A 22,332-nucleotide genomic window follows, 5' to 3' on the forward strand; every position below is an offset into this window, starting at 1 on the left:
CCATGACGATGCTGCGCACCGCGTTCCTGCCGCTGCTGCTGTTGTCCGCGCAGCTGCCCGCGCCGGCAACAGCCGCCGCGCCTGAAGTCGACTGCGTGGTGCCGTCCAAGCCGGGCGGCGCCATGGACCTGACCTGCAAGCTGGCGCAGAAAGGGCTGCTGCAGCCCGATCCGGCGGCGGCGGCGCCGTTCGCGTCCTCTGTGCGCATCAGCTATCTGCCCGGCGGCATCGGTGCGGTGGCGTGGCGCTCGATGGGCTCGCAGCGCCGGCGTGCCGAGGCCAACACCCTGGTGGTGTTTTCGGGCGGCTCGCTGCTGAACCTGGCGCAGGGCAAGTTCGGCAACGCCAAGACGGGCGACGTGCGCTGGGTGGCGGCGCTGGGCGCCGACTACGGCATGATCGCCGTGCGCAGCGACTCCCCCTACAAGACCCTGGCTGCCCTGATCGCCGCGCTCAAGCGCCACCCCGACAAGGTACTGATCGGCGTGTCCGGCACCATCGGCAGCCAGGACTGGCTGAAGATGGCGCTGGTGGCGCGCCAGGCCGGCATCGACCCGAAAGTGCTGCGCTTCGTGGCGCTGGAAGGCGGCGGCGAGATATTCACGGCGATGCAGGCCGATTACGTGCAGGTGATGTCGGGCGACACGTCGGAAGCGACCCTGAACGCGGGCGACAGCCATGCGCGCGTGCTGGCCGTGCTGTCGGAAAAGCGCCTGCCCGGCGTGCTGGCGGGCGTGCCGACGGCGCGCGAGCAGGGCATCGACGTGGTGTGGCCCATCATCCGCGGCGTGTGGATGGGGCCACAGGTGCCGGAGGCGGATTATCAGCGCTGGGTGGCCAGTTTTGATCGCGCCATGGCCACGCCGCAGTTTGCCCAGTGGCGCACGCAGGCGGGCATGTATCCGTTCGCGCTGACGGGCGACAAATTGACGCAGTACGTGAACCAGGCAGTCGAGCGCTATTCCAGGCAGGCCGCCGAACTGGGCCTGATGCGCTGAAACCAATAGCAAACCATACAACAATCACAGACGGAGACAAACCATGCAAACCAAGACCATTCTCGCCATCGCCCTGGCCGCCGCTTTCGCGGGTACCGCCGGCGCCGCTTTCGCCCAGGTGCCGGCAGGTTATCCTGCCGACTACCAGAAGATCATCGACGCGGCCAAGAAGGAAGGCAAGGTGGTGATCTACAGCGCCACCGACAGCAAGGCGGCCGCGCCGCTGATCAAGGATTTCAGCACGCTGTATCCGGGCATCTCGGTCGAATACAACGACATGAATTCCACCGAAGTGTACAACCGCTTCATTTCCGAAGTGGCCGCCGGCGGCAATACGGCCGACGTGATGTGGTCGTCGGCGATGGACTTGCAGATGCGCCTGGCCTCCGACGGCTACGCCCTGAAATACAAGTCGGTCGAAGCGGCGAAGATCCCCGGCTGGGCCATGTGGGACGACCAGGCCTACGGCACCACGTTCGAGCCGGCCGCCATCGTCTACAACAAGCGCCTGCTCGACCCGAAGGAAGTGCCGAAGAACCATGACGATTTCGCCAAGCTGATCGCCACGCCGAAGTTCAAGGACAAGGTCACCACCTACGACATCGAAAAGTCGGGCGTGGGCTTCATGTTCATGTCGCAGGACGCCAAGGAGTATCCGCAATTCCTGGCGCTGCAAAATGCGTTTGGCGTGGCCAAGGTGCGCGTGCAGTCGTCGACGGGCACCATGATGGAGCGCATTTCGTCGGGTGAAAACCTGATCGGCTATAACGTGCTGGGTTCCTACGCCCTGGTGCGCGCCAAGACCGACCCGTCGATCGGCGTGGTGCTGCCCAAGGATTACACCCTGATCCTGTCGCGCGTGCAGTTCATCAACAAGAATGCGAAGAATGTCAACGCCAGCAAGCTGTGGCTCGACTACATCCTGTCGCACCGCGGCCAGACCATCATCGCCAACGGCGCCAAGCTGTTCGCCATCCGCGCCGACGTGACGGGCGAAACGACATCGGCCGACCTGATCAAGGAAATCGGCGCGGCCAACGTCAAGCCGATTCCCGTGCATCCGATCATCCTGCAATTTTTGGGACCTGCCAAGCGCATGGCCTTCCTGAAGCAGTGGAAAGAGACCGCCGGCAAAAAGTAGGAATCGTACCCAGGCCGTCCTGGCCGTCCGCAGGCACATGCCCGCGGACGGATGCTGCACCCTTCATTCATTGGATTCATCATGCAAACTGCCATCTTGCCGCTGCCTGCACGGTCGCGCTCTCCCTTGTCTCGCCTGAACTGGCCGCGCGGCGTGGTCGTGGCGATCACGCTGGTCGCCATTTTCCTGCCGCTGTTCCTGATTTTTTACCAGAGCTTTCTGAACGCGCCGTTTTTCATGCCCGTGCGCGAATTCGGCTTTGACTCTTACCGTTTCATCTTCGATGATCCCGATTTCTCCATGGCCTTCAAGAATGGCCTGATGCTCGCCTGCGGCCTGACGGTGATCGCCGTGCCGCTGGGCGGCATGCTGGCCTTCCTGATGGTGCGCACGGACCTGCCGGGCCGCGGCTGGGTGGCGCCCATGCTGCTGGTGCCGATCTTTGTGTCGCCGATGGTGATGGGCTTTGGCTACGTCGTCTCGATGGGCCCCGTGGGTTTCTATTCGATCTGGGCCAAGGAGCTGCTCGGCTTCGTGCCCTGGAATATTTATTCGTTCACCAGCATCGTCATCATCGCCGGCCTGACGCACGTGCCGCACGTCTACCTGTACGCCTCGTCGGCGCTGAAAAGCCTGGGTTCGGACGTGGAGGAGGCGGCCCGCGTGGCCGGCGCCTCGCCGGTGCAGGTGATGCTCAATGTGTCGCTGCCGATGATCATGCCGGCCCTGGCGTATGCGGGCGTGCTGGTGTTCTTCCTCGGCTTCGAGGTGTTCGGCCTGGTGCTGGTGCTCGGTGATCCGGAAGGCCACCTGGTGCTGCCGACCTATCTGTACAAGCTGACGAACAAGCTCGGTACCCCGTCCTACCACCTGATGGCCGCCGTCGCCGTCTGCCTGGTGATGGTGACCATGCCGCTGGTGATGATACAGCGCTGGCTGCTGAAATCGGCCAACAAGTATGTATCGATCAAGGGCAAGGGCGCGCGCAGCAAGGCCATGCCGCTGGGCCGCTGGAAGTGGCTGGCGTTCGCCTTGCTGGCCGGCTGGCTGATCTTCACCATCATCCTGCCGTTGACGGGTATCGTGCTGCGCTCCTTCGTGCAGTACTGGGGCGAGGGCGTGCACCTGGCCGACGTCTTGACCCTGCAGCATTTCCGCGACATTTTCGACCAGCCGTCGCTGGTGCGCGGCATCGTCAACACCATCCTGATCGGCGTCGTCGGCGGCGCGCTGGCCGTGGGCTGCTACAGCTTCATCGCGCTGGCCATGCACCGCAAGGCGGACGGCATCACGCGCCTGCTCGATTACAGCGTGCTGGTGCCGCGCGCCGTGCCGGGCCTCTTGGCCGGCCTGTCGTTCCTGTGGGTGTTCCTGTTCGTGCCGGCCTGGCTCGACGGCATATTGAAAGGCATGGACAACGGCGTGGCCCTGTGGCTGAGCGGCCACGTGATTCCCGTGCTGCGCGAACTGCGCTCGACGATCTTCGCCCTGTGGCTCGCGTATTCGGTGGTGTGGATGGCCTACGGCATGCGCCTCATTTCCACGGCGCTGCTGCAGGTGGGGCCGGAGCTGGAAGAGGCGGCGCGCGCCGTCGGCGCCAGCCGCGGCCAGGTGACGCGCGACGTCACCCTGCCGCTGATCAAGTACGGCTTGCTGGGCGCCTGGCTGATGGTGTTCCTGATCTTCGAGCGCGAATATTCGACGGGCGTGTACCTGCTCTCGCCGGGCACGGAAGTGATCGGCGCCATGCTGGTGTCGCTGTGGGCGGGCGGCTCGACCGACCTGGTGGCGGCGCTGTCCTTCATCAATATCACCCTGGTGGCCATCGGCCTGGGAATCGCGCTGCGCTTCGGCGTGAAGTTACACAACTGAGCTGCATAACTAAGAATAGACTGAGACCACATCATGAATGAACTGACCGTCAATGAACTGCACCTGGACTACGGCACCGGCGCTGCCGCCAACCAGATCCTGAAGGGTGTCTCGATGCATCTGAAAAAGGCGAAGTGGTCGCCCTGCTGGGGCCTTCGGGCAGCGGCAAGACCACCTTGCTGCGCGCCGTAGCCGGACTGGAAAGCCCGAAGGCGGGCACGATCCAGATCGGCGAGCGCAATGTCTTCGACGGCGCGCAGCACTTCGAGATGCCGGCCGAGCACCGCAACCTGGGACTGGTGTTCCAGTCGTACGCGCTGTGGCCGCACAAGACCGTGTTCGACAACGTCGCCTACGGCCTCAAACTGCGCAAGATGATCAGCACGGAAATCGCCGCGCGCATCAAGGAAGTGCTGACGCAGCTGGGCCTGGGGCACCTGGGCGAACGCTATCCGCACCAGCTGTCCGGCGGCCAGCAGCAGCGCGTGGCGATCGCCCGCGCGCTGGTGTACAACCCGCCCGTGATCCTGCTCGACGAACCGCTGTCGAACCTGGACGCCAAGCTGCGCGAGGAAGCGCGCGCCTTCCTGCGTGAACTGATCGTGCGCCTGGGCCTGTCCGCGCTGATGGTGACGCATGACCAGGGCGAGGCGATGGCCATTTCCGACCGCATCCTGTTGCTCAATAACGGCAAGATCGAGCAGCAGGGCACGCCGCAAAGCATGTATGAAACGCCGGACACCCTGTTTACAGCCGAATTCATGGGCAGCAACAACCGCCTGCCCGGCAAGGTGGTGCAGCGCGACGGCAGCGCCGTGCGCCTGCTGGTCGACGGCGCCTCCATGCAGGGCGTGGCGCGCGGCGCCAACGTGGGCACGCAAGTGACGACCATGATACGCGTCGAGGAAGTGAAGATCAGCGCCACGCAGGTGGACAACGCCATCGAGTTGCCGCTGCTGACGTGCATGTACCTGGGCGACCGCTGGGAATGCCTGTTCGAGCGCGGCGGCGCCGAGAACATCAGCCTGCGCGCGTATTCGCGCCACAAGCTCGAAGCGGGCAAGTACTGGCTGCACATGCCGGCCGATAAACTCTGGGTGTTTTAAGGGTGCCGTGGTGGCCGGGGTCATCTGCCCGCTTCGGCCCCCTTCCTGCATGCGGCGCCTTGCCGCATCGCCAGCGTTGCCCTCGGCACCATGCTCATGTTGGTGCTGGCGGCCACAAGACCTTGCCTCCGGGCGCGCCCATCGCCACGGCCCTTCACGCGGCGCGCATGCCGGTGCCAGTATGGTTGATCGGCCCATTCTTTTCTCATGCTGCCAAAACAGCGCCGCCGGAGTTGAATCTGCCTGCGGGAACTGGCATAAAGCAATCGCTCTGTATTGCCTTTGCTGCGCAGCCGCTTTAATCGCCGCCGACGCATGCGGGCGCATTGCCGTCGCCATGTGCTGGCAATATGTGGATAGCGGTTGTTTTGGGTTTTCCGTCTCGGCGGCGCGCGGGGCAATCATGCCCGATGGCCGCGCTTGCCGCGCTGCTGCGCCACACAGCAGGTGTCATCTAAAAACAACGCTCTGAAGGCAGGCATGCGCAGCTTGTTTTACTCATTGATAAAAATACACCGTTTCCTGGAATGCCGGCGGTTTGCGGGAGAGTGCCGATTTCCATTGGAAGATAATGGATGGGAGTGTTACAAATAGTAACTCGAACGGGGCATTCTTTAAAACGTAATTTTTTGTATTTGCATTTAAAAAGTTGCTCCATGGCCATTTATTTTAGTTATTTTTACTTCCTTCGTTTATAATTTGAAAAGAACGCCGGCGGGGCTTTTTGCGCAGTTTTGACGTGAGTTCGCCCTTTTTTGAGCTCAGGAAAATGTATATGCGCACCGATGGTGTCCGTTTTTCAATTATCAGACATGCCGCCTGGGCGCCAGGCCTGGAAGCACCGGAGCAATGGCAAGCGTGGGCGCAATGCACCTTGCCCGTCGCGCCAATAGCCGTCGCCGGCGAGCCTGGCGTGCGCGCGATGGCGCCGATGCTGCGCCGCCGTGCTGGCCAGTTGGGCAAGATGGCGCTCGAGGTGGCGTACACTTGCCTCGGCGAACAGCGCGATATTCCGCTCGTCTTCTGTTCTCGTCATGGCGAGGTGGCGCGCGCCGTCGAACTGCTGTCGGCGCTGATCCAGGGCGAACCCCTGTCGCCGACGGCGTTCGGCATGGCCGTGCATAACGCCAGCGCCGGTCTGTTTTCCATCGCCCGCGCCGATACGGCGAATCAGTTGGCCATTGCCGCCGGTGCGGCCAGCCTCGAGGCTGCGGTGATCGAGGCGTGCGGCTTGCTGGCCGATGGCGCGGCGCAGGTATTGCTTGTGCTGGCGGAGTGTCCCTTGCCGGATCCATTCGAGGCCTTTGAAGACTGCCATGAGCAGCCGCATGCGTTTGCCTGGCTGCTGCAGGCCGAGGCAGCCCCTGGCGCCGCTTTTAGTTTGACGTGGCGCACCCGCGGCAGCGATGACGCGTTGGCGGTGGGCTCTGGCGGCATGCCTGGCAGCCTGGCCGTGTTGCGATTCATGCTCGGCGGGACCCGCACGTTCGAGCATGCGGCCAACCGCCAGGCATGGCGCTGGAGCCGCCATGCGTAAGCTGGAGGCTGTCCGCACCGGTATCTCGATAGGCTGGCGTACCATCGCGACCGCGGTCAGTTTTGCCGCCTTCGGTCTTGGTGGCTTGCTGCTGCGCGTGCTGGTGTTCCCCGTGCTGCAGGTGCTGGTGTGGCGGCGCGAGACACGCATTGCCTGCGCGCGCGCCATCATCCGCTGGAGTTTTCGCCTGTATATCGGCCTGATGCGTTTTCTTGGTGTGCTGCGCTATGACTTGCGCGGTCTCGACAAGCTGGAACGCGGCGGCTTGCTGATCCTGGCCAATCATCCGACCCTGATCGACACGATTTTCCTGATGGCGTATGTCAAGCAGGCCGATTGCATCGTCAAGTCCGATTTGTGGAATAACCCGTTTACGGGCGGTCCCGTGCGCGCGGCAGGCTATATCAATAACACGGGCGGCGCCGAACTGGTGGACGCCTGCCTGGCATCGCTGGAAAGCGGCAATAACCTGATCATTTTTCCGGAAGGCACGCGCACGCCATGCAGCGGTGAGGTCGTGCTGAAGCGGGGCGCGGCCAATATCGCCGTGCGCGGCCGCCGCGACGTGACGCCCGTGCTGATCCGTTGCCTGCCCAGGACCCTGGGCAAGGGCGAACCATGGTGGCGCGTGCCGGCCCGCCGTGCGCATTTCGAGATCGCCGTGCAGGACGACCTGGCGATCGGCGAGTTTACCGGCGGTGGCGCCAGCGACGTGATGGCGGCGCGTACCTTGACCACTCATTTGCAACATTACTTTAGCGGGAAACAGGAACAACATGCTTGAACAAGAAGTGAAGGAACTGATCATCGAGGCGCTGCAGCTGGAAGACATGAGTGCTGCCGATATCGATACGGATGCGCCCCTGTTTGTCGAGGGCCTGGGACTCGATTCGATCGATGCGCTGGAACTGGGCGTCGCCCTGCAAAAAAAGTACGGCATTTCCCTGTCGGCCGATTCGGCCGATACACGCCGCCACTTTGCCTCGGTACGGGCGCTGGCGGCGCTGGTTGACACTCACAGAAAGAAGTAAGGAGCAGCAAAATGGTAGATATGAGCGCAATGAACCGCGAGGAACTGTACGCATGGGTGGTGCAACTGCTGGCTGAAATGTTCGAACTGGATCCGGCGGCGCTGACGCCGCAGTCGAATCTGTATGCCGAACTCGATATCGACAGCATCGACGCGGTCGATCTGGCCGTCAAGCTGAAGCAGCTGACGGGCAAGCGCCTGCAGCCGGAAGTCTTCAAGACCATTCGCACCATCGACGATGTGGTCGAAGCGTTGCGCGCGATGTCGGTGTCGGAACAGGCGGCATAACGCGTGCTGCTCAATGCCGTCGCGTTGCTGCTGACCGTACTGTATCCGCTGGCGATCTGGTTCGGTTACGGCCAGGTCGAGCCGCGCTGGCTGGCGCTGCTGCTGTTGCTGGCCGTCGCCTGCCGCCTGCCCGCGCTGAAGCTGCAGCGCGCCGCGCGCTGGTCGGTGGCCGCCGCCCTGCTGCTGGCCGCCATCGCCCTGTGGAGCAACCTGCTGTTGCCGCTGAAGTTGTATCCGGTGCTGGTCAACGTCGTCTTGCTGGCCACCTTCGGCTACAGCCTGTGGGCGCCGCCATCCGTGGTGGAGCGCCTGGCGCGCCTGCGCGAGAAGGACTTTCCGCCGGCGGCCGTGCGCTACACGCGCCGCGTGACGCAGGTCTGGTGCGTTTTTCATCGTCAATGGCGGCATCGCGCTGGGCACGGCGCTTTGGGCCAGCGAAGCCGTCTGGTCGCTGTACACGGGCGTCGTCGCATACGTCCTGATGGCCCTGTTATTTGGCGGCGAGTATCTCGTCCGCCTGCGTTTTAAACGTTTGCACCATGCCTGAAGCCCTCATGCCGGAAACCCACTCTCCGATCGATTCCCTTGCCCGCCTCGCGCTGTCCATGCTCGACCGCTCGTCGGCCATGCCTGTTGGCTGGCGCGATGGCGCCGCGCTCGATTGCGCCCACTTTGCGGCGCGCATGACCGCCTGGGCCGGCATGCTGGAGCGCCAGCCTGGCCGTCATTTTGCCCTGTACCTCGATGACAGCATCGAGTTTGGCGCCGCCTTGCTGGGCGCCTGGCAGGCAGGCAAGACCATCTGGCTGACGGCCGATACCCTGCCGGTCAGCTGCGCCTCGCTGGCTGCGTCGGTGGACGGGTTCCTGGGGCAGTTCCCGGCCGCGCATGCGCCGCTGCCGCTGCCATCGGACAGCCTTGCCGAGCGTACGTGGATGCAGCTTGCCGACGATTTCCCGGCGCTGGTGGTGTACACATCCGGCAGCACGGGTGCGGCGCAAGCCATCCCGAAAAACTCTCACAACTGGCCAGCGAGGTGGTCACGCTGGAGCAGCTGTTTGGCGAACACGCCGATGGCGCGGCCGTCGTCGCCACCGTCTCGCACCAGCATATCTACGGCTTGCTGTTCAAGGTCTTGTGGCCGCTGGCTGCCGGGCGTGCCGTGCATGCGCACAGCGTGGATTACCCGGAACAGCTGGCCGCCTTGCTGGCGCGCGGTCCGTGCGTGCTGGCCGCCAGTCCCGCGCACCTGAAACGCCTGCCGGAACACATCGACTGGTCCGGCGCCCGCGCGCAGTTGCGCGCCGTGTTTTCCTCGGGCGGGCCGCTGGCCCTGGACAGCGCGCTGGCGGCGGGGCATTTGCTGGGCCGCGTGCCGCGCGAAATCTATGGCAGCTCGGAGACTGGCGGCGTAGCCTGGCGCCAGCGCGTGCCAGAGCGCCCTGACGACGAGAGCTGGCAGGGTTTTCCCGGCGTGGACTGGCGTCTGCTGGACAACGGCGCGCTGGAGGTGCGTTCGGCGCATCTGGCCGACGAGGGCTGGCTGTGCCTGGCCGACCGCGCGCGCGAAACCGCGCCGGGACGCTTCCAGCTGCTGGGACGCTGCGATCGCATCGTGAAGATCGAGGAAAAGCGCATTTCCCTGAGCGCCATCGAGACGGCCTTGCTGGCCACCCCGCAGGTGGCCGAGGCAAGAGTGCTGCTGTGCGACGCGCCGGCGGGCGAGCGCCAGAAGGTGGCCGCCTTTATCGTCTGCAGCGCAGCCGGCCGCGCGCTGTTCGAGGCAGAAGGCAAGCTGGCCATGAACCGCCGGCTGCAACTGGCGCTCGCTGGACAGGTCGACGCCGTTGCCTTGCCGCGCCGCTGGCGCTACCTGGAACAACTGCCCATCAATGCGCAGGGCAAGACGACGCATGCGCTGCTGCTGGCCCTGTTGGAGAAACCCCGGCTGCCGCATGCGCAGCTGATCGAGCGCTCGGCCGAAGGCGACACGCCACGTCTGCTGTTCGAGCTGCGGGTGCCGGCGAACCTGTTCTATTTCGATGGCCATTTCACGGGCGCGCCCTTGCTGCCTGGCGTGGTGCAGGTGGAGTGGGCGCTGCACTTTGCGCGCCGGTACCTGCACCTGCCCGCGCAGTTCCGCGCCATGCATGCCCTGAAATTCCAGCAGCCGGTGCTGCCGGACCGGCCCGTGCGGCTGGCGCTCGAGTATGACGCGCCCAAGGCCAGCCTGCAGTTTCGTTATCTGTCGGACGTTGGCCAGCATGCCAGTGGCCGCATCCTGTTTCACCCGAATGCCGCTGCCGTTTCCGGTGGCTGCGCCGATACACCCACTCCAGCAGCGAGCGCATGTTAGATAAAAAATTCTCACCCGAACGCCAGACCGCCTTTGCCGCCCGTTTCGAGGCGCAAAAAATCGCTTTCGGCCCCGTCGTCTTTCAATGCGTGCGCTATGCCTGGAAGCGCGGCATGCTGCAGGCGTTGGCCGACACGGGCCACAGCGGCCTGACGATCGCCGACATGGCCGCCAGCGGCCGCTGGACGGAGTATGCGTTGAAGGTGGCGCTCGAATCGTGCCTGTCGGCCGGCGTCGTCTCGCTGCGCGATGGCGCGTATGTGCTCGATAAGGTCGGTTTTTGCATGCTGACGGACAGCATCACCCAGGTCAACCTGGACTTTATGCACGACGTCTGCTATCAGGGCTTGTTCGACCTGGACCGTTCGCTCGACGCCGAGCAGCCGCTGGGACTGGCCGCGCTGGGCGACTGGCCCACCCTGTACCAGGGCCTGTCGGCCCTTTCGGAGCCGGCCAAGGGCAGCTGGTTCGCCTTCGATCACCATTATTCGGATACGTCCTTCCCGGAGATATTCCCGGATGTCTTCGCCACGGCGCCGCACCGCATCATGGACATCGGCGCCAATACGGGCAAGTTTGCCAGCGCCGCACTGGCCTACCATGCGGGCGTGGAATTGCATCTGGTTGACCTGGAGCGCCAACTGGCGGTAGCCGACCGGACCCTGACCGATGCGGGCGTGCGCGAGCGCGCCCACTTGCACGCCTGCGACCTGCTCGACGATGCGGCGCCGCTGCCGGCCGGCATGGACTTGATCTGGATGAGCCAATTCCTCAGCTGTTTTTCCGAGCCGGCGATTGCCAGCATCCTGCGCCGCGTGGCGCAGGCGCTGGGCCCGAACGGCCAGGTGCTGATCATGGATACCTTCTGGGACCGCCAGCAGTACGATATCGCCGCCTACTGCCTGATCAATACTTCGCCGTACTTCACGGCCATGGCCAGTGGGAACAGCAAGATTTACCAGAGCACCGACTATATCCGCCTGGCGCAAGAGGCCGGCCTGGAATTGCTGACCACGCGCGATGGCATCGGCTATTGCCACTCGCTGCTGCGTTTCGGCCGCGCCGGAGCCCGCAGTGACTGAAGTGCGTTTTCGCCCCTGCATCGTGATCCCCGTGTTCAACCATGAACAGGCGATCGGCGCCGTGGTGCGGCGCCTGCTGCCGCATGGCGTGCCGTTGATCCTCGTTGATGATGGCAGCGCCGACGCCGGCGCGGGCACCCTGGATGCGCTGGCCGCCGAGCACCCGTCGCGCGTGACCTTGCTGCGCCATGCGCATAACCAGGGCAAGGGCGGGGCGGTGCTGACCGGCTGCCGCCACGCGCATGCGCACGGCTACAGCCATGCGCTGCAGATCGATGCCGACGGGCAGCACGAGACGGACGATGTGCCGCGCTTCCTGGCGCAGGCGCAGGCCACGCCGACGGCGGTGGTGGTCGGCTACCCCGTGTACGACGCCTCGGTGCCGAAGGCGCGCTATTACGGCCGCTATGCCACGCATATCTGGGTATGGATCAATACCCTGTCGCTGCAGATCCGCGACTCCATGTGCGGTTTCCGCGTCTATCCGCTGGCGCCGTTGGCAGCCCTGGCGGAGAGGCGCCAGCTGGGCCTGCGCATGAATTTCGACACCGATGTGCTGGTGCGCCTGTACTGGGATGGCCTGGAGATGGCGAATCTGCCCACGAAAGTCGGCTATCCCACCGACGGCGTCTCGCATTTCCAGCTGTGGCGCGACAACGTGCTCATTTCGCGCATGCACGCGCGTCTGTTTTTCGGCATGCTGTGGCGCGCACCGCGCCTGCTGGCCCGCCACTGGCGCACGCGATGACGGCAGCACCGCAACATCCGCGCGGACACTGGTCCGGATTCAATGAAGTCAGCTTCGTGGCCGGCATGCGCCTGCTGTTCTGGATCTGCCGCGTCTTCGGCCGCTGGCCTTTCCGTATCGTGCTGTATCCGGTGCTGGCCTGGTATGTGCTGACCAAGCCGCGCGCGCGCGCGTCTCGCGCAGCTATCTGCGCCGCGTCGCGGCCTGCAGCGGCCCGGCAAACCTGAGCGTGCTGCGGCACTTCGCCGCGTTTGCCGAAACCATCCTCGACAAGATGCTGCTATGGGGTGGCCTGTACGACACGCGTAGCGTGAGCCTGTACGGCGTCGAGGGCGACGCTGGCGTCAACCGCTGCCTGGACGAGGGGCGCGGCGCCTTGCTGATCTGCGCCCACCTGGGCAACCTGGATTTGTGCCGCGTACTGTCGCAGCGCAATCCGCGCCTGAAGCTGACGGTGCTCGTGCACACGCGCCATGCGCCGGCGTTCAACCGCATGCTGGAGCGCCTCAATCCGGACAGCCAGCTCAATCTGATGCAGGTGACGGAAATCACGCCTGCCACGGCCATGCTGCTGGCGGAAAAGGTGGCGCAGGGCGAGTTCGTGGTGATCGCCGGTGACCGCGTGCCCGTCTCGCCGCAGCCGCGCGTGGCCGTGGTGCCGTTCCTGGGCCAGGCGGCCGCGTTTCCGATCGGTCCGTATGTGCTGGCCAGCGTGCTGCAATGCCCCGTGTATTTGCTGTTTTCCATGCGCATCGGCCAGCGCTCGGAAATCCATTTCGAACTGTTCCGCCAGTCGCTGCACCTGCCGCGCAAGGCACGCGAGGCGATGCTGGCCGAACTGGCGGCCGCCTATGCGGCGCGCCTGCAGCACCATTGCCTGCGCGCGCCGCTCGAATGGTTCAACTTCTACGATTTTTGGCAACTCCCCGATACTTCAAGACTGGATACTCCCGATGCACCTCGCTGACCTGAAAAACACCCGGCGCGCCGTCCGCTTCGACCGCGAGCGCCTGCGCATCGAAGACATTACCGACATCGCGCATGGCCGTGCCAGCGCCGAACTGTCCAGCGACCCCGTCTTTCTGGCGGCGATCGCGCGCGGCGCCGATTTCCTCGACCGCCTGCTGCGCGAGGACGGCACCATCTATGGCGTGACCACGGGCTACGGCGATTCCTGCACCGTGACCGTGCCGCCGGAACTGGTGGCCGAACTGCCGCACCACCTGTACACCTATCACGGCTGCGGCCTGGGCGAATTCTTCACGCCGGCGCAGACGCGCGCCATCATGGCCACGCGCCTGGCGTCGCTCTCCAAGGGTTTTTCCGGCGTCAGCGTGGAACTGCTGGCGCAGATCGCGCGCCTGCTCGATGCGGGCCTGCTGCCGTTGATCCCGTCGGAAGGCTCGGTCGGCGCCAGCGGCGACCTGACGCCGCTGTCCTACCTGGCGGCGGTGCTGTGCGGCGAACGCGAAGTCTGGCGCGACGGGATACAGGTGCCGGCGGAACAGGCGCTGCGCGAAGCGGGCATCACGCCGCTGCGCCTGCGTCCGAAGGAAGGCCTGGCGATCATGAACGGCACGGCCGTCATGACGGCGCTGGCTTGCCTGGCGTATGAGCGCGCCGAGTATCTGACGCGCCTGACGACGCGCATCACGGCCATGGCCTCGTTTGCGCTCGATGGCAACGCGCACCACTTCGATGAAACCCTGTTCTCCGTCAAGCCGCATCCCGGCATGCAGCAAGTGGCGGCCTGGCTGCGCGCCGATTTGCCCACCGATAGCTGGGAACGCAACGGCAAGCGGCTGCAGGACCGCTATTCGATCCGCTGCGCGCCGCACGTGATCGGCGTGCTGGCCGACGCCTTGCCGTGGCTGCGTTCGTCGATCGAGAATGAACTCAATAGCGCCAACGACAATCCCATCATCGACGCCGAAGGCGAGCGCGTGCTGCATGGCGGGCATTTCTACGGCGGCCATATCGCCTTCGCCATGGACAGCATGAAGAACACGGTGGCCAACCTGGCCGACTTGCTGGACCGCCAGATGGCCTTGCTGGTCGACAGCCGCTACAACCAGGGCTTGCCGGCCAACCTGTCGGGCGCCACCGGCCCGCGCGCGGCCATCAACCACGGCCTGAAGGCATTGCAGATCAGCGCCTCCGCCTGGACGGCCGAAGCGCTGAAGCTGACCATGCCTGCCTCGGTTTTTTCACGTTCGACCGAATGCCACAACCAGGACAAGGTCAGCATGGGCACCATCGCCGCACGCGATTGCCTGCGCGTGCTGGAACTGTGCGAGCAGGTCGCCGCGGCCCTGCTGATTACCGTGCGCCAGGGCGTCTGGCTGCGCTGCAAGGTCAATCCCGACGTGCAGCCGCAAGCGGCGCTGGCGGCGATGATGGAGGCGCTGACCGCCGATATCGCGCCCGTCGAGGAAGACCGCCGGCTCGATCCGGAACTGCGCGTGCTGCTCGAACGCATGCGCGCACAAGCCTGGCCACTGTACGGAGCCGGGCATGACTGAGACGCATAAGGTGCGCGGCAGGAAGGCCGCGCCCAGCCGCTGGCACGCCGAAGTGGAGATGCAGGTGCAGTTCTTCGACCTCGACCCGATGGAGATCGTCTGGCATGGCCGCTACGTGAAATACCTCGAAGTGGTGCGCTGCGCGCTGCTCGACAGCATCGGCTACAACTACGTCGACATGAAAGCGTCCGGCTATGCCTGGCCCGTGATCGACATGCACTTGCGCTATGTGGCGCCGGCCACCTTTGGCCAGCGCCTGACCCTGCGCGCCGACCTGGTGGAGTGGGAAGACCGCCTGAAGATCGAGTACCTGGTCAGCGACAGCGCGACGGGCAAGCGCCTGAACCGCGCCAGCACGACGCAGGTGGCCGTCGATATCGCCAGCGGCGAGATGTGCTTTGCCTCGCCGCCCGTACTGTTTGAAAAACTGGGATTGAAGTCCGCATGAAAAAACAACTCAAAATCCTGCTGGCGGGCGTGTGCCTGCTGGCGATGGCGCCGCTGCACGCGGCCGCGCCGGTGGCGAAGATCGAGGCCATGCTGGCCAAGCCGCAGCAGCTGTGCGGCCGCTTCGACCAGAGCAAGCAGCTGGCCGGCATGAAGAAGGCGCTGGCGTCGAATGGCCGCTTTTGCGTGGTGGCGGGCAAGGGCGTCTTGTGGCGCACCTTGCATCCGTTTCCCAATACATTGCGGCTGACGCGCGACGAGATCGTGCATTTCCAGGGCGAGCGCGTGGCCATGCGCCTGGACGCGAAGACGGAACCGGTGGTCAAGATGATCAACAGCGTGCTGTTTTCGCTGCTGGCCGGCGACCTGGCGCAGCTCGATACCTTGTTTGAAGTCGACGGCAGCATCGACGGCGCGACCTGGCAGGTGGCGCTGAAGGCGCGCCAGCCGGCGCTGGCCAAGGCCATCGGCAGCATCCGCCTCGATGGCGGCGCCTTCGTGAAAAACATCAGCATCAGCGAGGCGAGCGGCGACCGCACGAGCATCGTGTTCTCGGCGATTGAGACGGGACCCGCTGCCATCACGGCGCAAGAGGCGGCTCTGTTTTGAATTCCCTGACGAACCGCGGCCGCAACGCCGGGCGCCTGCTGGCCATCGCCTGGGCGCTGGTGGTGGCGCTGCTGCTGGCGCATAACGCCTATCTGTGGCTGGGCAAGCGCATCGCGCCGGAAACCGACATCCTGGCCTTGCTGCCGGTGCAGGAGCGCGATCCGGTGCTGCAGGCGTCGTTTACGCACATGGTCGACGCGGCGCAGCAGCGCGTAGTGGTGCTGGTCGGCGCGCCCGACTGGGCCGATGCGAAGCGAGCGGCCGATGCCTACAGCGCCGTGCTGGCGCGCCATGCGGGCCTGTTCCGGTCCACGCCGCTCGACGAGCAGACGCAGAACGACTGGCTGGCGTTGTTCCAGCAGCACCGGTTGACCTTGCTGACGGCGTCGCAGGAAACGCAGCTGCGCCAGGAATCACCCGCGTTTTGGCGTGATTCGGCGTTGAGTCAGCTCTACAGTCCTTTCGGCGGGCCGAAACTTGGCGCCTGGCAGGACGATCCCTTTGGCCTGTTCGGCGGCTGGGTGCAGGAGCGCGCACAGGAAACGCCCGTGCGTCCGCGCGACGGCCATTTGTTCGTCGCCGACGGCGAGCGCCAGTATGTGCTGCTGCCGATGACCTTGAGCCTGCCCGCCTTTTCGCTGGGTGCGCAGGAAAGCGTGTTGCCCGCGCTGGCACAAGCCGAAGCGGCGGCGCGGCAGGCCATGCCTGGCGTGGAAATCATCAGCGCGGGCGTGATCCTGCATGCGGCGGCCGCCAGCAGCAAGGCGGCAGGCGAAATGTCGACCATCGGCCTGGGGTCTCTGGCCGGCATCATCCTGCTGACGTGGTTCACCTTCCGCTCGTTCAGGCCGATCTCGCTGATCCTGCTGTCGATCAGCATCGGCTGTCTGGGTTCCCTGTCCGTGTGCTGGCTGCTGTTTGGCAAAATACACCTGATGACATTGGTCTTTGGCGCCAGCCTGATTGGCGTGGCGCAGGACTACGGGATTTATTTCCTGTGCAACCGCCTGGGCGCCGATCCGGCGCTCGATTCGCGCACCTTGCTGCGCCGTTTGCTGCCGGGCCTGTGCCTGACCCTGCTGGCCGCCGTCATCGGCTACATGGGTCTGGCTCTGACGCCATTTCCCGGCTTGCGCCATATGGCCGTATTTTCCGCCCTGGGCCTGGTGTTTGCCTGGCTGACGGTGGTGTTCTGGTTCCCCGCGCTGGTCAAAGGCGGCACCTTGAAGAGCGGCGCGCTGGTCAAACAGTATGGCGTGGCGCGCGCGCGCTGGCCGTTGTTGCGGGCCAACCGCGCCACCCTGGTGGGCGGCGTGCTGTTTGCCCTGTTTGCGCTCTTCGGCATCAGCCGCCTGGACGTTAATGACGATATCCGCTTGCTGCAAACGCCGCCCGCGCACCTGATACGCGACCAGATCAAATTGAGCAAATTGCTCGATGGCCCCACTCCGGTGCAGTTTTACCTGGTGCGCGGCGACAGCGCGGAAGCCGTGCTGCAGCGCGAGGAAACGTTGAAACAGCGCCTGCTGCCGCTGATCGCACAAAAGCACATCAGCGGCTACCAGGCCATGTCGAACTGGGTGCCGTCGCTGCAGACGCAGGCGGCGCGGCGCACGCTGCTCGAGACGGCCATCCTGCAGCCGGGTGCCGCGCTCGACTTGCTGGCGCAGTCCGTCGACGAAGGCCCCGAGTGGGCCGGCAAGGTGCGCGCGCAATTGGCGCAAGCCGGTGCGCCGCTGTCGATCGACGCCTTCCTGAAGGTGCCGGCCAGCGAGCCATGGCGCCACCTGTGGCTGGGCAAGGTCGAAGGCGGCTATGCCTCCATCGTCGCCTTGCGCGGCATGCAGTATGCGGCCATTCCCCTGCTGGCGCAGGCGGGCGAGGGCATGCCCGGGGTGCAGTGGGTCGACAAGGTGAGTGAAATTTCCTCGGTGCTGGGCCGTTACCGCGTCTATATGGGCGCCGTGGTGCTGGGCGCCTACCTGGTGGTCTTCGGCTTGCTGCTGCCCCGTTACCGGCGCCGCACCTGGCGCGTACTGGTGCCCACGGCCCTGGCCAGCGTGGCGGTCCTGGCCTTGCTCGGCTATTTGAACCTGCCGCTACAGCTGTTCCACGTGCTCGCACTGATGCTGCTGCTGGGCGTGGGCGTCGATTACGGCATCTTCATGCAAGAGCATCCCGACCGCCGCAACGATACGCCATGGCTGGCCGTGGGTCTGTCGGCGGCGAATACCATTCTGTCTTTCGGCTTGCTGGCCCTGAGCAAGACGGCTGCATTGCAGGCATTTGGCCTGACCATGCTGATCGGCACGGCGCTGGTATGGCTGCTGTCGCCGTGCTTTGCCGAAGCCGATAACCGTAGCGCGGCTGATGCCGCAGGAGAAATCTGATGTTTTTGCACTGTCAACGATGGGCGCCGGCATTGCTGCTGGCGCTTGCGGGCTGCGCCAGCATGCCGTCTTCGGCACCCGCGCGCCTTGGCCTGAAACTGGCGCCGCGGGCGCTGGGTGCCACGGTCAGCGTGCAGCAGCACCTGGTAGTCGAACGGGCGGGGCGCATCGATGAACTCGATGCGGCGCTGGAGGTGGAGCCGTCGCATCTCGATCTGGTGGGACTGGCGTTTGGCCAGCGCGTGCTATCACTGCATTTCGACGGCAAGGACATGACGTCATGGCGCCACCTGATGCTGCCGGCGCAGGTGCGCGCCGAGGACGTGCTGGAAGACATGCAGCTGACCCTGTGGCCGCGCGAGGCGATCGCGCAAGCCCTGCCGGCTGGCTGGCGCATCGAGGACAGCGGCCTGCGGCGCACCCTGTTCCTGCATGACGAGGCGGTGACGGTGATCGACTACAGCGGCATGCCGCGCTGGAGCGGTACAGTGGTGCTCGACAACCTGCGCTACCGCTATCGCCTGACGATACAGAATGCTCCGGAAGGAAGTTGAATGACTGGCTTGACTGTGTACCTGAATGACTGCGGCATCGTCTGCGCGCTGGGCGCCAGCCGCGAAGAGGTGCGTGCGCGCCTGTTTGCCGCGGATAGCGGTGTGGTACCCGTCGATACCTACACGCCGGGGCGCTTGCTGCCGCTGGGCGTGGTCGATGCGGCCTTGCCATCGGCGGCGCATCACTGCATCGCCGCGCGCAGCCGCAATAACCGGATGGCGCTGGCGGCGCTGGCGCAGATCCGCCTGGCCGTGGAGCAGTCCATCACCCGCTACGGCGCGGACCGCGTGGCCGTGGTGATCGGCACGAGTACTTCGGGCATTGCAGAGACGGAAGGCGCGATCGGCCGGCATATGGCGGGCGACGGCTTGCCTGGCACCTTCCACTATGGCCAGCAGGAGATGGCGTCGCCGGCATTGATGCTGGCCGAGGAACTGGGTATCGATGGCCCGGCCCTCGTGCATTCGAGCGCCTGTTCGTCGAGCGCGAAGGCGATGGCCAGCGCGGCGCGCATGATCCGCATGGGCCTGTGCGACGCCGTGCTGACGGGAGGCGTCGATACCCTGTGCGGCTTTACCGTGGCCGGTTTCTCCGCTCTGGCGTCTGTCAGCGCGCGGCGTTGTAACCCACTGGGCGCGAACCGCGACGGCATCAATATCGGCGAGGGCGCTGCCCTGTTCCTGATGACGGCGCAACCTGCCAGTGTGGCCTTGCGCGGCTGGGGCGAGTCGTCCGATGGCCACCACATGTCGGCGCCGGATCCCGCAGGCGGCGGCGCGCGGCTGGCCATCGCCCAGGCACTCGCGCGCGCGGGCGTCACGGCATCGGAAATCGATTATGTGAACCTGCATGGCACGGCCACGCCGCAGAACGATGCGATGGAAGCGCGCGTAGTGTCCGACCTGTTCGGCGCCACGGCGATGAGCAGCTCCACCAAGCCGCTGACAGGCCATGCGCTGGGCGCGGCGGCGGCCATCGAGGCGGCGCTGTGCTGGCTGGCGATGCAGGACGATAACGCCGAGGGCTTGCTGCCGCCGCACCTGTGGGATGGCGTGCCTGACGAATCGCTGCCGCCGCTGCGCCTGGCCTTGCCCGGCGCGCTACTGGGGCGTCCGCTCGACTGGGCACTGAGCAATTCGTTTGCCTTCGGCGGCTCGAACGCCGCCCTGCTGTTCGGGAGGGGAGCATGAGTTTTCCACCTATTCGCGAGCTGGTGCCCCATTCCGGCGCCATGGTGCTGCTCGACCGGGTGTTGTCGGCCGATGCGGAAAACCTGTGCGCCGAAGTGGCCATCCACGCCGGCAGCGTGTTTTATGAGGCGACGTCGGCAGGCGTGGGCAGCTGGGTCGGCATCGAATACATGGCGCAGGCGATCGCCGCGCATGCGGGCTACCTGGCGCGGCTGGCCGGCGCGCCCGTGAAGATCGGTTTTTTGCTGGGGGCGCGGCGCTACGAAGCGCAGTTGCCCCTGTTTGTGGAAGGCAGCGTGCTGCAGGTGCATGTGCAGCAGGCCTTGCAGGGCGAGAATGGACTGGGCGCGTTCGAGTGCCGTATCGAGATGGCGGGCGCCGTGCTGGCGCAGGCGACGATTACGGTATTCCAGCCCGAAGATGCAAAGCAATTTCTGCAGGAGAGTATGAATGGAGCGCAGCATGAGTAAAAGTGTATTGGTGACGGGATCGTCGCGCGGCATCGGCAAGGCCATCGCCTTGCGGCTGGCGCGCGACGGTTTTGACGTGGTGCTGCATTGCCGCAGCGCGCGCGGCGAAGCCGACGCGGTGGCGCAGCAGGTACAGGCTATGGGACGCGCGGCGCGCGTGCTGCAATTCGATATCGGCGACCGTGCCGCGGCTGCCGCCGCGCTGGAAGCGGACATCGCCGAACATGGCTGCTATTACGGCGTCGTGTGCAACGCCGGCGTGGCGCGCGACAATGCGTTTCCCGCCATGTCGGGCGAGGACTGGGACATCGTCCTGCAGACCAACCTCGATGGTTTCTATAATGTGCTGAACCCTCTGGTGATGCCGATGGTACAGCGCCGCAAACCGGGGCGCATCGTTACCATGGCGTCCGTTTCCGGCCTGATCGGCAACCGGGGGCAAGTCAATTACAGCGCCGCCAAGGCCGGCATCATCGGCGCCACCAAGGCGCTGGCGCTGGAACTGGCCAAGCGCGCCATCACCGTCAACTGCGTGGCGCCGGGCCTGATCGAGACGGACATGATCAGCGAGGTGCCGCTAGACGAAGCGTTGAAGATGATTCCCGCACGCAGAGTCGGCACGCCGGAAGAGGTGGCCGCCGCCGTCAGTTTTCTCGTCGGCGAGGAAGCGGGCTACATCACGCGTCAGGTCATTTCCGTCAATGGAGGCATGGCATGAGCCGCCGGGTAGTCGTGACCGGCATGGCCGGCATCAGCCCGATCGGCAATGACTGGCTGGCCATCCGCCAGCGCCTGGGCGAGTACCGCAACGCCGTCGTGCGCATGGACGAATGGGCCGACTACGAAGGCTTGAATACCCAGCTGGGTGCACCGGCCGCGCCGTTCGCGCTGACGGACCGCTACAACCGCAAGGCCGTGCGCAGCATGGGACGCATCGCGCTGATGGCCACGCGCGCCAGCGAATTGGCGCTCGAACACGCGGGTCTGGCCGGACACCCCGTGGTCAAAGGCGGGCAGATGGGCATTTCCTTCGGTTCGTCGGCCGGCACGCCCAGCGCCATCGGCGACTTTGGCCGCATGATGGAAGAGCGCACCACCAAGGGCATCAACGCCACCACCTACATCAAGATGATGGCGCACACGGCGCCCGTCAACATCGGCGTGTTTTTCGGCGTCACGGGAAGGGTGATTACCACCTCGAGCGCCTGCACCTCGGGCAGCCAGGGCATCGGCTATGCCTACGAGGCGATCGCCGGCGGCAAGCAGCTGGCGATGATCGCCGGCGGCGCCGAAGAACTGTGCGCCACCGAGGCGGCCGTCTTCGACACCCTGTTCGCCACCAGCACGCGCAACGACGCAGGCCATACGACGCCGCGCCCGTTCGACGCCAGCCGTGATGGCCTGGTCATCGGCGAGGGCGCCGGCTGCCTGATCCTGGAAGAATTCGAGCACGCGCAGGCGCGCGGCGCCGCCATCCACGCGGAACTGGTGGGCTTCGGCACGAACAGCGATGGCTGCCACGTGACCCAGCCCAACGCCGCCACCATGCGCCAGGCGATGCTGCTGGCGCTGGCCGACGCGGGACTGCAGCCATCCGACATCGGCTACATCAACGCGCACGGCACCGGCACGCAGCAGGGCGACATCGCCGAATCGCAAGCCACGTTCGAGGTGTTTGGCGCGCATACTCCTATCAGCTCCCTGAAGAGCTACATGGGCCACACCCTGGGCGCCTGCGGCGCGCTGGAAGCGTGGATCAGCATCGAGATGATGCGCGAAGGCTGGTTTGCCCCCACCATCAATTTGCAGCAGGTCGACCCGCAATGCGCGCCGCTCGACTACATCGCCGGCGAAGGCCGGGCTATCGAATGCGAGTATGTGATGTCGAATAATTTTGCCTTTGGCGGCATTAACACGTCGCTGATTTTCAAGCGTTACCGGCCGTGACTTCGCTGGTGATAATTTACCGGCGATATGCCGGGAGTGCATGC

At 65.2% G+C, this 22,332-nt stretch carries 21 protein-coding genes and 2 pseudogenes; all 23 read left to right on the forward strand.

Going from position 1 to position 22,332, the window contains the following annotated elements; genetic code table 11:
* Positions 1 to 2 precede the first annotated feature (2 nt).
* The 23 genes and pseudogenes from ACRHIG_RS11180 to ACRHIG_RS11290 all read left to right on the forward strand — a co-directional run bounded on the left by ACRHIG_RS11180 (position 3) and on the right by ACRHIG_RS11290 (position 22,288).
* Positions 3 to 998 (forward strand): Bug family tripartite tricarboxylate transporter substrate binding protein, encoded by a 996-nt coding sequence (locus ACRHIG_RS11180; protein ID WP_489630202.1) that lies wholly within the window; start codon positions 3 to 5, stop codon positions 996 to 998.
* A gap of 43 nt (positions 999 to 1,041) precedes the next feature.
* Positions 1,042 to 2,139, forward strand: a complete 1,098-nt coding sequence (locus tag ACRHIG_RS11185) for an ABC transporter substrate-binding protein (protein WP_489630203.1) — start codon at positions 1,042 to 1,044, stop codon at positions 2,137 to 2,139.
* Positions 2,140 to 2,220: 81 nt separating this feature from the next.
* Positions 2,221 to 4,011, forward strand: coding sequence for an ABC transporter permease (locus tag ACRHIG_RS11190; protein ID WP_475415543.1), 1,791 nt, complete (start codon positions 2,221 to 2,223; stop codon positions 4,009 to 4,011).
* 33 nt (positions 4,012 to 4,044) lie between these two features.
* A pseudogene (locus ACRHIG_RS11195) lies at positions 4,045 to 5,117 on the forward strand (ABC transporter ATP-binding protein).
* Positions 5,118 to 5,892: 775 nt separating this feature from the next.
* Positions 5,893 to 6,654, forward strand: coding sequence for a beta-ketoacyl synthase chain length factor (locus ACRHIG_RS11200; RefSeq protein ID WP_489630204.1), 762 nt, complete (start codon positions 5,893 to 5,895; stop codon positions 6,652 to 6,654).
* Positions 6,647 to 7,438, forward strand: a complete 792-nt coding sequence (locus tag ACRHIG_RS11205; protein ID WP_475415540.1) for a lysophospholipid acyltransferase family protein — start codon at positions 6,647 to 6,649, stop codon at positions 7,436 to 7,438. The genes ACRHIG_RS11200 and ACRHIG_RS11205 overlap by 8 nt, the downstream gene beginning before the upstream one ends.
* A complete protein-coding gene (locus ACRHIG_RS11210; RefSeq protein ID WP_230541064.1) occupies positions 7,431 to 7,685 on the forward strand; it encodes a phosphopantetheine-binding protein in 255 nt (84 codons plus the stop codon). The genes ACRHIG_RS11205 and ACRHIG_RS11210 overlap by 8 nt, the downstream gene beginning before the upstream one ends.
* 20 nt (positions 7,686 to 7,705) lie before the next feature.
* Complete coding sequence (locus tag ACRHIG_RS11215) at positions 7,706 to 7,972, forward strand: acyl carrier protein (RefSeq protein ID WP_442908084.1); 267 nt, start codon at positions 7,706 to 7,708, stop codon at positions 7,970 to 7,972.
* 3 nt (positions 7,973 to 7,975) lie between these two features.
* Positions 7,976 to 8,519, forward strand: a pseudogene (locus ACRHIG_RS11220) (COG4648 family protein).
* Positions 8,520 to 9,008: 489 nt separating this feature from the next.
* The gene (locus ACRHIG_RS11225; RefSeq protein ID WP_489630205.1) at positions 9,009 to 10,328 is read left to right on the forward strand and encodes an ApeI family dehydratase; all 1,320 of its coding nucleotides are present in this window, start codon (positions 9,009 to 9,011) and stop codon (positions 10,326 to 10,328) included.
* Positions 10,322 to 11,410: a class I SAM-dependent methyltransferase gene (locus ACRHIG_RS11230; protein WP_475415537.1), complete on the forward strand. Its 1,089-nt coding sequence runs from the start codon at positions 10,322 to 10,324 to the stop codon at positions 11,408 to 11,410. The genes ACRHIG_RS11225 and ACRHIG_RS11230 overlap by 7 nt, the downstream gene beginning before the upstream one ends.
* The gene (locus ACRHIG_RS11235; RefSeq protein ID WP_489630206.1) at positions 11,403 to 12,158 is read left to right on the forward strand and encodes a glycosyltransferase family 2 protein; all 756 of its coding nucleotides are present in this window, start codon (positions 11,403 to 11,405) and stop codon (positions 12,156 to 12,158) included. Before ACRHIG_RS11230 ends, ACRHIG_RS11235 begins: the two co-directional genes overlap by 8 nt.
* Positions 12,155 to 12,385 (forward strand): hypothetical protein, encoded by a 231-nt coding sequence (locus ACRHIG_RS11240; RefSeq protein WP_489630207.1) that lies wholly within the window; start codon positions 12,155 to 12,157, stop codon positions 12,383 to 12,385. The genes ACRHIG_RS11235 and ACRHIG_RS11240 overlap by 4 nt, the downstream gene beginning before the upstream one ends.
* Before the next feature lie 2 nt (positions 12,386 to 12,387).
* The gene (locus ACRHIG_RS11245; protein WP_489630208.1) at positions 12,388 to 13,125 is read left to right on the forward strand and encodes a lysophospholipid acyltransferase family protein; all 738 of its coding nucleotides are present in this window, start codon (positions 12,388 to 12,390) and stop codon (positions 13,123 to 13,125) included.
* Complete coding sequence (locus ACRHIG_RS11250; RefSeq protein WP_489630209.1) at positions 13,112 to 14,680, forward strand: HAL/PAL/TAL family ammonia-lyase; 1,569 nt, start codon at positions 13,112 to 13,114, stop codon at positions 14,678 to 14,680. The genes ACRHIG_RS11245 and ACRHIG_RS11250 overlap by 14 nt, the downstream gene beginning before the upstream one ends.
* Complete coding sequence (locus ACRHIG_RS11255; RefSeq protein ID WP_475415533.1) at positions 14,673 to 15,128, forward strand: acyl-CoA thioesterase; 456 nt, start codon at positions 14,673 to 14,675, stop codon at positions 15,126 to 15,128. The genes ACRHIG_RS11250 and ACRHIG_RS11255 overlap by 8 nt, the downstream gene beginning before the upstream one ends.
* Positions 15,125 to 15,736 (forward strand): LolA family protein, encoded by a 612-nt coding sequence (locus ACRHIG_RS11260; RefSeq protein WP_475415532.1) that lies wholly within the window; start codon positions 15,125 to 15,127, stop codon positions 15,734 to 15,736. Before ACRHIG_RS11255 ends, ACRHIG_RS11260 begins: the two co-directional genes overlap by 4 nt.
* Positions 15,737 to 15,741: 5 nt before the next feature.
* Positions 15,742 to 18,126 (forward strand): MMPL family transporter, encoded by a 2,385-nt coding sequence (locus tag ACRHIG_RS11265; RefSeq protein WP_489630792.1) that lies wholly within the window; start codon positions 15,742 to 15,744, stop codon positions 18,124 to 18,126.
* Entirely contained in the window at positions 18,126 to 18,680 is a 555-nt protein-coding gene (locus ACRHIG_RS11270; protein ID WP_489630210.1) for a DUF3261 domain-containing protein, read from the forward strand. Before ACRHIG_RS11265 ends, ACRHIG_RS11270 begins: the two co-directional genes overlap by 1 nt.
* Entirely contained in the window at positions 18,681 to 19,871 is a 1,191-nt protein-coding gene (locus tag ACRHIG_RS11275; protein ID WP_489630211.1) for a beta-ketoacyl-ACP synthase, read from the forward strand.
* The gene (locus ACRHIG_RS11280) at positions 19,868 to 20,341 is read left to right on the forward strand and encodes a hotdog family protein (protein WP_489630212.1); all 474 of its coding nucleotides are present in this window, start codon (positions 19,868 to 19,870) and stop codon (positions 20,339 to 20,341) included. The genes ACRHIG_RS11275 and ACRHIG_RS11280 overlap by 4 nt, the downstream gene beginning before the upstream one ends.
* Complete coding sequence (gene fabG, locus ACRHIG_RS11285; protein ID WP_374106824.1) at positions 20,334 to 21,059, forward strand: 3-oxoacyl-ACP reductase FabG; 726 nt, start codon at positions 20,334 to 20,336, stop codon at positions 21,057 to 21,059. The genes ACRHIG_RS11280 and fabG overlap by 8 nt, the downstream gene beginning before the upstream one ends.
* Entirely contained in the window at positions 21,056 to 22,288 is a 1,233-nt protein-coding gene (locus tag ACRHIG_RS11290; RefSeq protein WP_489630213.1) for a beta-ketoacyl-ACP synthase, read from the forward strand. Before fabG ends, ACRHIG_RS11290 begins: the two co-directional genes overlap by 4 nt.
* The last annotated feature ends 44 nt before the right edge of the window (positions 22,289 to 22,332 follow it).

The sequence above is a fragment of the Janthinobacterium sp. C22 genome, from assembly GCF_057919405.1.